Raw genomic sequence first — 11,750 nt, 5'->3', positions numbered from 1 at the left:
TGTGCCCACCCGGCCAGATCCGAGCGTTTCGAGGTCTCGCGGGACCGTCCGCACTCGACCGGGGTGGAGTCGACCAGCCACACGTCATCGGTCCACAACGACGTGTCGGTGGCCAGGACCCGGATGACCGAGCGGATCAGTGCCGCGGCCCGGCGCAGCCGCTTGTTGTAGCCCGGTTGCAGTGGCAGATAACGGAAAAGGTGGCCCAGATGTGCTCGGGCGTGCCGCAGCCAGCGGGCCTCGGAGGTGAACCCGAGCAACGCCTGCATCACCGCCAGCGTGACCAGTTCGGCATCGGTCAGCCGGGGTTTGATTCCGATCTTCGGCCGCCACGGCGCAAGATCAGGTGCCGCCGCCAGCAGATCGTCGGTTCTGACGTAGAGTGCGGTCGCGAGGGTGTCCACTTCATTCGTCACACAATGATCATGGACACCCTCGTCCCATGCCCGGATCTGGGCTACCCCTTGGAATCAACCATCTAGGCGTCATCGTCGAAGTTCTATGGCGGGCGCGGCGTCCCTGCCCCCTCGGGAAGTCCTGCCCGGTGCGGCGGGCCCTCAGCGAGGCACAGGGCGCCCTCGCGGCCAGCGATCCCGCCGTACGGCTCAGGGACCGTCACGCGGTGCGGCCTGGGACGGTCAGACGGCGAACAGGGCCGCCAGGCGGGGGAGACGGGTGGCCAGCTCGGCGCTGTCGTCGAAGTCGAAGTCCCAGTCCGGGTCGAGTTCCGGGTAGCGGATGGTGAAGGCGTCCTCGGGGAGCTTCATGTCGGTGGCGGCCAGGTGGGCGTTCCAGGCGATGTTCAGGGCCAGCTCGCACTCGAACTCCATGCCGGTCTCGGCGGCCGCGATCACGGCCGGTAGCGCGGCCAGCGAGTCGGGGTCGGCCAGGGCCGCCTCGAAGACTTCGCGGCCCTGCAGGAGGAGCCAGCCGCGGAAGTAGTCGAAGCCGTCGTCCGAGCAGCCGCCGTTGATCAGGTAGGCGGCGGCCCACAGCGGGTTGCGGTACGAGAGCGCGAGTAGGTCCCACAGGACCTGTTGGGCCGCGACGATCTCGGCGGGCGGCCGGGCGGCCAGCAGGGTCGAGGCGGCGGCGGCCACGGCCTCGCTGTCGGACGGGTCGGTGACGCTCGCGCGGGCGTCGGCGATCAGGGTCCAGAAGGTGTTCGAGTCCACGTCTTCGAGGATGGCAGAGGGGTCTGACAATTTTGGGGCCTGACGAACAGCGCCCACGCGATCTAGGTTGGAAGCATGATCAGGTCTCTGTGGCGTTCCCTCGAAGCCGTGCACGCGATGATCTACTTCGCTCCCGAGGCGGAGAGCCGGTACACCGCCGCCGGACTGGATCGGCCCGGCGGGTACTTCGCGTCGCGGGCGGCCGCGCTGGGGCCGGTCAGCGCCGAGGTCGTGATCTCGACCTTCTACAACTTCAACCCCGCGCTGATCCGGGCGCGCATCCCCGCGGCGTGGGAGACGGTCACGCCGCAGCAGATGCTCGAGCTCAGGCTCGAGGCGGCCGACGAGGCGTTGAAGAAGGTGCTGCCGGACGACCTCAAGGAGATCACCGAGCTCGCCAGGCGCGCGGCCGAGCGTGCGACGGAGATGCTGAACGGACGGACGTTGTTCGCCGCGCACGCCAGCCTGCCGTGGCCGGAGGAGACGCGCCTGCAGCTGTGGCACGCGCAGACGTTGCTCCGCGAGTTCCGGGGTGACGGACACCTCGCGGCTCTCTTGAGGCACAACCTCACCGGCATCGAGGCGTTGGTGCTGCACGCCGCGGAGGGGGATATCCCCGCCGAGACGCTCAGGAAGACGCGCGCGTGGTCCGAGGAGCAGTGGGCCGAGACGACCGAGGACCTGCAGCGCCGCGGTCTGGTGAACGATGAGCACGCGTTCACCGAGAAGGGGCGCGAGCTGCGGCAGAGCATCGAGGACGCGACCGACCACATGAACGAGCCGGCTTACGACGTGCTGTCGGAGCAGGAGAAGCAGCGTTACGTCGAGCTGGCGGCGCCGCTGAGCAAGGCAGTCGTCGAGGCCGGGCTGATCCCCGGTCGTCGCTGACCGGTCATCCGCTCGTCGCACCCGCGCTACCTTTGGCCGTTCGCGTCGAACTGAGACAGAAACCGGTTCGTGCAGTGGGCGATGAGTACCGTGCCCCGGCTGTTCGCCGCTTCCGCCGCTGTTGATCCGGACGCCATCGCACTGGTCCGCGGGACCAGAGAGGTGTCCTACCGGGAGCTCGACGCGCTGGCGAACTCCTTGAAGCACAAGCTGATCGCGCGGGGTGTCCGACCGAACGACCTCGTCGTCGTCGACACCCCGCGTTCGATCGAGTACGTGATCGAGATCCTCGGCGTGCTCAAGGCCGACGCGGCGTACGTGCCGATCGACCGGAAGTGGCCCCAGGCGCGCAAGGACTTCGTCCGCCAGGAAGCCACGTCCGTCAGCGACCAAGTCGCTCACGTCATGTACACCTCAGGCTCCACCGGGCAGCCCAAGGGCGTGATGATCAGCCACGCCGGCATCGAGGCGATGGCGAAGCAGGAATTCTGGCGCAACCACAGGAAAGTGCTCGCCCTCGCCTCCACGGCGTTCGACGCGTCCACTTACGAGATCTGGGTTCCGCTGCTCAACGGCGGCCAAGTCGTCTTCCCCGAGCACGACGTCGACATCGCCACCATCGAACACGAGATCCGACGACACGGGATCACCGCGGCCTTCCTCACGGCAGCGCTCTTCCACCTCGTCGCCCAGGAACGCCCCCAGGCGCTGACCGGGCTCAAGGAAGTCTGGTCCGGCGGTGACGTGGTCAAACCCGAAGCGGCACAACGAATCCTCGAAGAATGCCCGGGCATCGAGGTCTACAACGCCTACGGCCCAACGGAGAACACCGTCTTCGTCAGCCGCCACCAGGTCACCGACACCAGCGGCCCGCTGCCGATCGGAAAGCCTTTCCCAGGCGTGCGCACGAGAATTGACGACGGCGAGCTGCTCGTCGCTGGACCGCAACTCGCCCTCGGCTACCACAACCGGGAATCCGACAGGTTCCGCGACGGCTGGTACCGCACCGGCGACAGGGTCACCCAGCGCGAGGACGGCACGCTCGAGTTCCACGGCCGCGCCGACCGCCAGGTCAAGATCCGCGGCCACCGGGTCGAGCTCGAAGAGGTCGAAGCTGCGCTACGCCCGCTGACCCACGACTGCACGGTCACCGCGCACAACGGCCGGCTCGTCGCGTACGTGGTCAGCGACAACGAGAACCTCCGCGAAGAGCTCGAGAAAACCCTGCCGGACTACCTCTTCCCGTCGGAGTTCGTGCACCTCGACCACCTTCCGCGCAACCATGCCGACAAGGTCGACCGAACCGCCCTGAAAACACCGAACGAACACCTGATCTGCGCTCTCGCCAAGGACATCCTCGGCAAAGACCTGACACCACACGACAGGTTCATCACCGCCGGCGACAGCATCAGCGCCATCCAACTGGTCAGCCGAGCGAGGGAAAAGGGCCTGCACCTCAGCGTCCGCGACGTCCTCGACCACGACATCCGCACGCTCGCGACGAAAGTCCACACCGCACCGCAGGTTCATCAGGCGGACTTCGCGGGCGAGTTGACCCCGCTCCAGGAAGGCCTCTACTTCCACGCGCTGATCGAACCCGGCAGCTACGTCGTCCAGCTCGTCTTCCACCTCGCGCACGAGGTCGACGCCGCGAGACTGCACCAAGCCGCCCGCATGCTCGTCACCCGCAACCCCGCCCTGCGCGCCGGCTTCCGCCCCGGCCCGACGCAGTTCGTCGAGCAACGGGTGGTCGTTCCGTGGCAGGAGACCGAAGACCTCGAAGCCTTGTTGGCGACCGACCGCGAGGTCAGCTTCGACCTCGCCACCCCGCCGCTGCTGCGTTTCACCCTCGTGCAGAACAACGTCCTGGTGATGACCTACCACCACCTGCTGTTCGACGGCTGGTCGGTCCCGCTGCTCGCCAAAGAGCTCTTCGGCCTGTACCACGACGAAGAACTCCCACTGCTCCCACCGTTCCACCACCACCTGGCGTGGCTGCGCAACCAACCGAAGACCGACGCCTGGCAGAAAGCGCTGAACGGCCTCGACGAACCCACCCTCGTCGCCACGGGCCCGGGAACCCGCCCGCACGCCCGCCTGGAAGGCACCCTGCCGCGGGCCGGACACGTTGCGCGGCAAGCGAATGTCACTCTCAACACGGTCGTCCAGACCGCCTGGGCCCTCCTGCTGGTCACGATGACCGGCAAGAACGACGTCGTCTTCGGCGCCACGGTGTCGGGCAGGCCCGCCGACCTGCCCGGCGTCGAGAACATCGTCGGCGCCCTGATCAACACCATCCCGGTCCGGATCACCCTCAGCGCCGAGGAAAGCGCCCACGACCTTCTCAGCAGGGTCCAAAACGAACAGCACGCCCTCATCGCGCACCACCACGTCGGCCTCGCGGAGATCCAACGGGAAGCAGGCCTTGGCCAGCTCTTCGACACCATCACCACGCTCGAAGCCTGGCCCGAGTCCACGGTGGACGAAATCGAGAGCGTGGACAGCCTGGACGCCCCGCACTACCCGTTGTCCCTGGCGGTCCAGCGCGACCTCACCGCCCACCTCAACTACCGCCCGGACCTCTTCAGCCACAACGACATCCGCACGGTCCTGCGCCGCCTCAACCGCATCATCGAAGCCCTCGCGAACAACACGAGGATCGCAGAGATCGACGCCCTGGATCCCGAAGAGCACCTCCTCCTCGAGTCCTGGAACGCCACCGAAACCGAGGTCCCGGACCACACCCTGCCGGAACTCTTCACCGCCCAAGCCCAAAGAACTCCGCAGGCTACGGCGATCTCCTACCGCGGCCAGAACATCTCCTACGCGGACCTGCACGACCAGGTCGACCAACTCGCCCAGCGCCTGAACCACTGGGGCGTCACGAACGGCGACCGTGTGGCCCTGAAGATGCACCGCTCCCCGGAACTGGTCATCGCCATGCTCGCCGTCACCAGGGCAGGCGCGGCCTACGTCCCGATCGACCCCGGCTACCCGGCCGGCCGCATCGCCCTGATGCAGCAGGACGCCGAACCGAAGCTCACCCTGGAGTCGCTCCCGGACTTTCGCACCACCACAGGAGAAATCCCGCTCCCACACTTCGACGACACCGCGTACGTGATCTACACCTCCGGCTCGACGGGCAGGCCGAAGGGCGTCGAGGTGACCCACCGAGGCATCGCCAGCCTCGCCATCGCCCAGCGAAGGACCCTCGGCGTCACCGAAGGCTCCCGCGTCCTGCAGTGGTCGTCGCCGAGCTTCGACGCCGCGTTCTGGGAGATCATCAGCGCACTGCTCACCGGCGCCACCCTCGTCATCGCCGACGCCGACGACCTGCGGCCCGGCGACCCGCTGAGCGACCTCCTCCACCAGGAGCGGATCACCCACGTCACCCTGCCGCCGTCCGTACTGGCGGCTCTTCCGGACACCGCCATCCCACCCCGCACCACGATCATCTCGGCGGGCGAGCACTGCCCGCCGGACATCGCCACCCGTTGGTCGAAGAACAGGAGATTCCTCAATGCGTACGGGCCCACCGAATCCACCGTCTGCGCCACCATCAGCGACCCGATCACGGGTCCGGACGCCCCGATCGGCCGTCCCATCGAGAACACCAAGGTCCACGTCCTGGACGCGTTAGGCCGCCCCGTCCCGCCCGGCGTCACCGGTGAACTGCACATCGAAGGCAGGGGCGTCGCCCAGGGCTACCTGCACGGAGAACGCTTCACCACCTACCGGACCGGCGACCTGGCCCGGTGGCGCCACGACGGCAACCTGGACCACCTCGGCCGCGCAGACGACCAGATCAAGCTGCGCGGCCACCGCGTCGAGCCTGCCGAGATCGAACACGCCCTCAACCGCCACGACGACGTCCGCACCAGCGCCGTGGTCGCCACCGGCACCACTCTCGTCGCCTTCGTCGTGACAGAACGAGAAATCCGGCCGGCCGCGCTCAGAACCCACCTGCAGCGCACACTCCCGAGGCACATGGTGCCGTCGATCGAGACGACCGACGCGCTTCCGTTGACTCCCAACGGCAAGCTCGATCGCAAAGCCCTCACCAGCCGTGCCCTCCTGCGCAGACTGGACCTGGCGGGCCAGGACGCGCCCACAACACCCGCACAACACCACATCTGCGCGGCCTACGCGGAGGTCCTCGGCCGCGACCGCGTCGGCGTCCACGACGACTTCTTCACCATCGGCGGCGACTCCCTGCTGCTCACGAGGCTGCAGACCCTGCTGGACGACCAGGTGACGATCGCCGATCTCCACACCTGCCGGACCCCCGCGACCCTCGCCGCCCACCTCGAACGCGGCCCCGGCACCGCCACCACCGACCGTGCGGCCAGAATCCGCACCGCACGCGTCAGAAAGGGACCCCGTGGATGACATCGCGATCATCGGCACGGCCCTGCGGTTGGACGACATCGAGTACTTCGACGCCGACTTCTTCGGCTACACAGACGAGGAAGCAGCACAACTCGACCCGCAGCACCGCCTGTTCCTCGAATGCGCCTACCACGCGATGGAACGCGCGGGCTACGTCGACTGGGACGGCGTAGCGGGCCTCTACGGCACCACGAACCTCAGCCGCTACCTGCTCGACCACGTCTACCCCCGCCACAGCTCGACGGACGCGTTGCTGGGCAACATGCCCGACGGTTTCGCGGCCCGTGTCGCCTACGAACTGGACCTGCGGGGCCCGGTCGTGACCGTCCAGTCCGCGTGCGCGTCCGGCCTCGTCGCCGTCCATCTCGCGTGCCAGGACCTGCTCAGCCACCAGTGCGATCTCGCGCTGGCGGGCGCGGCGTCCGTCGACCCGTCCGCCGGCGGCAACGGCGTCGGAGTCGTTGTCCTGAAACGACTCGACGAGGCCGTGAACGACGGCGACCACGTCCACGCCGTGATCAAGGGCAGCGCCGTGGCCAACGACGGCCGGGGTCGCACCGGCCCCCACGCCATCGGCACCGCGGGCGCGCGCACCGCCGCTATCACCGCACTGGCGATCGCGGGCGTGGACCCGTCCGAGGCCGACGCAGCCTCCGAACACGGCTTCGAACAGGCATCGGGATTGATCGGCCTGATCACCACCGCCGAAGGCCAAGGCCCCCGCCCCACGAGCGTCACCGCCTCGGGCTCCGGCGGTGCCCACGCCTGCGTCGTCCTCGGACAGGCCCCGAAACCCGTGGAGACGCCCAGAACCGGCTGGCACCTCCTCCAGGTCTCCGCGAGGTCCACCGAGGCGCTCACCGAGCTCACCGAGCAGCTCAAGACCACCGGCCACGCACTGGCCGACGTCGCCCACACCCTCCGCAACGGCAGGAGGAACTTCCGCACCCGCACGTTCGCGGTCGTCCAGGACGGCGACCCCGTCGAGTTCGCCACCCCGGCTGAGACCGTCGACAACGCCGCCATCGTGCTGAAGTTCAGCGGCACCAACACCGAACGCGACATCGCCACGGCGCGCGGCCTGCTCGCCACCGGCATCAGCCCGGCGCTGCTGCTGGGCATGGGCATGGGCGAGTACGCGGCCGCCGCCATCGCCGGCGCCCTCACCGCGGAGGAAGCCATCGCCATGGCCACCCAGCGCCAGTGCCCCGAAAGCTACGAGAAGCAGATCGCGAACTCTGCCCCGCGAGCCCCGAGGATCCCGCTGCTGTCCGGCGCCACGGGGACGCTGCTGTCCGAAGTGGACATCACCGACTGCGGCCACTGGCTCGCCATCGCGGACGACCTCTGCCCGGCCGCCCCGGACCTTCCCGCGAACGCCGTCACCGTCGACATCTCCGCGGCATCAGGCGAACGCGCCGTGCTCCGAGCCCTCGGAACGCTGTGGGCCCACGGCGTGGAGCTGCCGAAGTTCAGGCCCGCGCGGAGGGTTCCGCTGCCGGGCTATCCGTTCCGGCGCCGGCGGCACTGGCTGGATCCGGTGAGATGAAGTAGTCCGAAGGATCGAACGCGCGAATCCGGCGCATCATCCGGACCGTCGACCACGGCCACATCGTCGAGTTCCGCCCGTTGGCGTCGAGGTAGTACGAGGTGCAGCCACCGGCGTTGTAGACGGTGCGCTGCAACGCCACCTGCACCGATGAGTTGAACGCGGCCTGCACCGTCGGCCGCACGTCCGCCACGGGCCACTCGCGGTCCCGCAACGCCGTCAACGCCGAAGCGATGTACCGCAGCTGCGTCTCGATGATCGTGAACGCAGACGAGTGCCCGGTGCCGAGATTGGGCCCCAGCAACAGGAACAGGTTCGGAAACCCGTGCACCGACGTCCCGAGGTATGCCTGCGGGCTCCCACGCCACACCTCGGCCAGCGACACCCCGTCCACCCGCACGCGCGAGGCGATCGGCGGGTCGCTGAAGTGGAACCCGGTCCCGAAGATGATCGTGTCGACCTTCCGCTCCACCCCGTCGGCGCCGATGATCCCGTCCGCCGTGAACCCCTGAACCGCGTGCGGCACCACGGAGACGTTCGGCTGAGCCAGCGCGGGGTAGTAGGTGTTCGACATCAGCAACCGCTTGCACCCCAGCACGAAGTCGGGCGTCAACGCGGCACGCAACGCGGGATCCTTGATCGTCCGCAGTTGCAGTAGTCCAAGCCGCTGCACCATCTTCATCACCCAGGGATGCCGGAACCCGTAGCTGAACAGTTCCAGCAACCCGAACACCACCGACCGCGGCAGCTTCACGGACGGCTTCGGCAACACCCAGGGAGCCGTGCGCTGGAACAGGTACAGCTGGTCGACCGCAGGCTGGATCTCCGGCACGAACTGCACCGCCGACGCACCCGTCCCGACCACCGCGACCCGTCGCCCGGAGAAGTCCCGCCACCGCGCGGAATGGAAGATCTCGCCTTCGAAGACCGACGCGTCCAGCGGGATCTTCGGCTCGTGCCACGGTCCGGTGGCCGACACGATCGCCCGTGCGGAGAGAACCCCCGACGACGTCCGAACCTGCCACCGCGACCCGTCCCACACCGCGTCCAGCAGTTCGGTGTCGTACTGCGGCACGACGCCATGCGCCGCAGCCGTCTCCCGCAGGTACTCCAAGATCTCCGGCTGACGGGAGAACGCCGAACTCCACCGCCGAGGCGCGAACGAGTACGAGTACAACGCCGACGGAATGTCGCAGGCACATCCCGGATAGACGTTGTCCCTCCAGGTCCCGCCCAACGAAGAAGCCTTCTCGATGACGTGCGCGTCAAACCCCAGTTCGCGCAGCCTGATGGCCGCACCGATGCCCGCTGGTCCCGCTCCGATCACGAGTACGTCCACAGATACCGAAGGTATTTAGATTCTGTCGGCATGTCAACGTATGCTGCGCACCATGGCACGGTTGACCCGAGCGGAGAGCCAGGCGCGCACCAGGACGTTGCTCACCGAGACGGCACAACGGTTGTTCCTGCGCGACGGCTACCACGCCACCTCGCTGGAGAAGGTCGCCGACGCGGCGGGCTTCTCCAAGGGGGCGGTGTACTCGAACTTCACCAGCAAGGACGAGCTCTGCCTGATCGTCCTCGACGCTCTCTACGCCGAGCGCATCACCGAGATCGTCAGGGTCTTCACCAGCGGCACGACCATCGAGGAACGCCTCGACGCGTTCGAGGCCTACGCCGAGACCATGATCGGCGACGCCCCGCGCACCCAGTTCGAGGTCGAGTTCGCCCTGCAGGCCCGCAAGGACCCGGACCTGCGCGCCGAGCTGGCGCGCCGGGACGCGGCAGTGGCCGACGCGCTGAAAGGCCTCATCGACCAGCAGACCGAGGAGCTCGGCCTCACACCCGTCATGCCCACCGAAGACGTCGCCAGGGCCCTGCTGAGCCTCGGAATCGGCCTCGGCGTGCAGCGGTTCGTCGAGGGCGCGCCCCCGGTCCGCGTCCTCACCAACACCGTCAGGGTGCTACTCGGGGTCGGACTCCCGCTCCGTTGACGCCAGCACCTTCTCGGTCGTGTCGTCCGGTGCGGCGCGGTGTTTCCCGGGATGGGTCAACGAGAAGTGCGCCTCCTCGCGCATCCGCTCCACCATGTGCGGGTAGTGCAGCTCGAACGCCGGGCGCTCCGACCGGATCCGCGGCAGCTCCTTGAAGTTGTGCCGCGGCGGGGGAGACGTCGTGGCCCACTCCAGCGAGTTGCCGTAGCCCCACGGGTCGTCCTGCGGGGCCGGGTCGCCGTAGCGGTACGACCTGAACACGTTGAACACGAACGGAATCACGGACAGGCCGAGCAGGAACGAGCTGACCGTGGAGATCATGTTCAGGGTCGTGAAGCCGTCGGAGGCGAGGTAGTCGGCGTAGCGGCGCGGCATGCCCTCGTTGCCCAGCCAGTGCTGCACCAGGAACGTGCCGTGGAAGCCCAGGAACGTGGTCCAGAAGTGCAGCTTGCCCAGCGGCTCGTTGAGCATCCGGCCGGTCATCTTCGGGAACCAGAAGTAGATGCCGGCGTAGGTGGCGAACACGATGGTGCCGAACAGCACGTAGTGGAAGTGCGCCACCACGAAGTACGTGTCGGACACGTGGAAGTCGACGGCGGGCGCGGCGAGCAGGATGCCCGTCAGGCCACCGAAGAGGAACGTCACCAGGAACCCGACGCTGAACAGCATCGGCGTCTCGAACGACAGCTGGCCGCGCCACATCGTGCCGATCCAGTTGAAGAACTTGATGCCCGTCGGCACGGCGATCAGGAACGTCATCAGCGAGAAGAACGGCAGCAGCACGGCACCGGTGGCGTACATGTGGTGCGCCCACACCGCCACGGACAGCATCGCGATCGCCAGCGTCGCGAACACCAGGCCCTTGTAGCCGAACAGCGGTTTGCGGCTGAACACCGGGAAGATCTCCGTCACGATCCCGAAGAACGGCAAGGCGACGATGTACACCTCGGGATGGCCGAAGAACCAGAACAGGTGCTGCCACAGGATCACGCCGCCGTTGGCCGGGTCGAACACGTGCGCCCCGAGGTGCCGGTCCGCCGCCAGACCCATCAGGGCCGCGGTGAGGATCGGGAACGCCAGCAGGATCAGGATGGACGTCACCAGGATGTTCCAGGTGAAGACCGGCATCCGGAACATCGTCATGCCCGGCGCGCGCAGCGTGATGACGGTCGTGGTCATGTTGACCGCGCCGAGGATCGTGCCCAGACCGGACACCGCCAGGCCCATGATCCACATGTCGGCGCCGACGCCCGGCGAGTGCAACGCGCTCGACAGCGGCGTGTAGGCGAACCAGCCGAAGTCCGCCGCGCCGCCCGGCGTGATGAACCCGGCGACCACGGTGATGCCGCCGAACAGGTACAGCCAGTACGAGAAGGCGTTCAGGCGCGGGAACGCGACGTCCGGCGAGCCGATCTGCAACGGCAGGATGTAGTTCGCGAACCCGAACAGGATCGGCGTCGCGTACAGCAGAAGCATGATCGTGCCGTGCATGGTGAACAGCTGGTTGTACTGCTCGTTCGACAGGAACTGCAGGCCCGGCCGCGCCAGCTCGCCGCGCATCAGCAGCGCCATCACGCCGCCGACCATGAAGAACGCGAACGACGTGGTCAGGTACATGATCCCGATCTGTTTGGGATCTGTCGTCTTGAAGAGCGAGAGGAAGTACGAGCCCTTCGGCCGGGCGCGGGCCGCCCCCGGATGTGGGACCACAGGCGTGGGCTTGATCGTGGTCATCTCGCCTCCTCGCGACAGGGA

At 67.9% G+C, this 11,750-nt stretch carries 7 protein-coding genes and 1 pseudogene; 4 read left to right on the top strand and 4 right to left on the bottom strand.

Annotated elements, in window-relative coordinates:
- Positions 1–416 (bottom strand): annotated as a pseudogene (locus ABZ345_RS42635) (IS982 family transposase); the annotation flags it as partial.
- A gap of 222 nt (positions 417–638) precedes the next feature.
- Positions 639–1,175 carry a DUF4240 domain-containing protein gene (locus ABZ345_RS42630; protein ID WP_359860667.1) on the bottom strand — a complete coding sequence of 179 codons (537 nt, stop codon included), beginning with the start codon at positions 1,173–1,175 and terminating at the stop codon, positions 639–641.
- Between the two features lie 75 nt (positions 1,176–1,250).
- On the opposite strand from ABZ345_RS42630, the gene ABZ345_RS42625 reads away from it, so the two are divergent.
- The 3 genes from ABZ345_RS42625 (at position 1,251) to ABZ345_RS42615 (ending at position 8,001) form a co-directional block, all read left to right on the top strand.
- Positions 1,251–2,063 carry a hypothetical protein gene (locus ABZ345_RS42625; protein ID WP_359860665.1) on the top strand — a complete coding sequence of 271 codons (813 nt, stop codon included), beginning with the start codon at positions 1,251–1,253 and terminating at the stop codon, positions 2,061–2,063.
- An 81-nt stretch (positions 2,064–2,144) separates the two neighbouring features.
- Positions 2,145–6,452, top strand: a complete 4,308-nt coding sequence (locus tag ABZ345_RS42620) for an amino acid adenylation domain-containing protein (RefSeq protein ID WP_359860663.1) — start codon at positions 2,145–2,147, stop codon at positions 6,450–6,452.
- Positions 6,445–8,001 carry a beta-ketoacyl synthase N-terminal-like domain-containing protein gene (locus ABZ345_RS42615; RefSeq protein WP_359860661.1) on the top strand — a complete coding sequence of 519 codons (1,557 nt, stop codon included), beginning with the start codon at positions 6,445–6,447 and terminating at the stop codon, positions 7,999–8,001. The genes ABZ345_RS42620 and ABZ345_RS42615 overlap by 8 nt, the downstream gene beginning before the upstream one ends.
- Here ABZ345_RS42615 and ABZ345_RS42610 read toward each other — a convergent pair.
- Positions 7,925–9,340 (bottom strand): NAD(P)/FAD-dependent oxidoreductase, encoded by a 1,416-nt coding sequence (locus ABZ345_RS42610; protein WP_359860659.1) that lies wholly within the window; start codon positions 9,338–9,340, stop codon positions 7,925–7,927. The two genes, ABZ345_RS42615 and ABZ345_RS42610, sit on opposite strands and share 77 nt — an antisense overlap.
- Positions 9,341–9,392: 52 nt before the next feature.
- On the opposite strand from ABZ345_RS42610, the gene ABZ345_RS42605 reads away from it, so the two are divergent.
- Positions 9,393–9,995, top strand: coding sequence for a TetR/AcrR family transcriptional regulator (locus ABZ345_RS42605; RefSeq protein ID WP_359860657.1), 603 nt, complete (start codon positions 9,393–9,395; stop codon positions 9,993–9,995).
- Here ABZ345_RS42605 and ctaD read toward each other — a convergent pair.
- Positions 9,966–11,729, bottom strand: coding sequence for a cytochrome c oxidase subunit I (gene ctaD, locus ABZ345_RS42600; protein ID WP_359860655.1), 1,764 nt, complete (start codon positions 11,727–11,729; stop codon positions 9,966–9,968). The two genes, ABZ345_RS42605 and ctaD, sit on opposite strands and share 30 nt — an antisense overlap.
- Between the last annotated feature and the right edge of the window lie 21 nt (positions 11,730–11,750).

It is taken from the genome of Lentzea sp. NPDC005914 (genome assembly GCF_040629405.1).
GTDB lineage: Bacteria > Actinomycetota > Actinomycetes > Mycobacteriales > Pseudonocardiaceae > Lentzea.
This window is presented reverse-complemented; position numbering and strand designations above follow the sequence as displayed.

Coding starts and splice junctions, on each gene's coding strand:
- ctaD (WP_359860655.1), bottom strand. CDS start 11,729: ATGACCACGATCAAGCCCACGCCTGTGGTCCCACATCCGGGGGCGGCC.
- ABZ345_RS42620 (WP_359860663.1), top strand. CDS start 2,145: ATGAGTACCGTGCCCCGGCTGTTCGCCGCTTCCGCCGCTGTTGATCCG.
- ABZ345_RS42605 (WP_359860657.1), top strand. CDS start 9,393: ATGGCACGGTTGACCCGAGCGGAGAGCCAGGCGCGCACCAGGACGTTG.
- ABZ345_RS42625 (WP_359860665.1), top strand. CDS start 1,251: ATGATCAGGTCTCTGTGGCGTTCCCTCGAAGCCGTGCACGCGATGATC.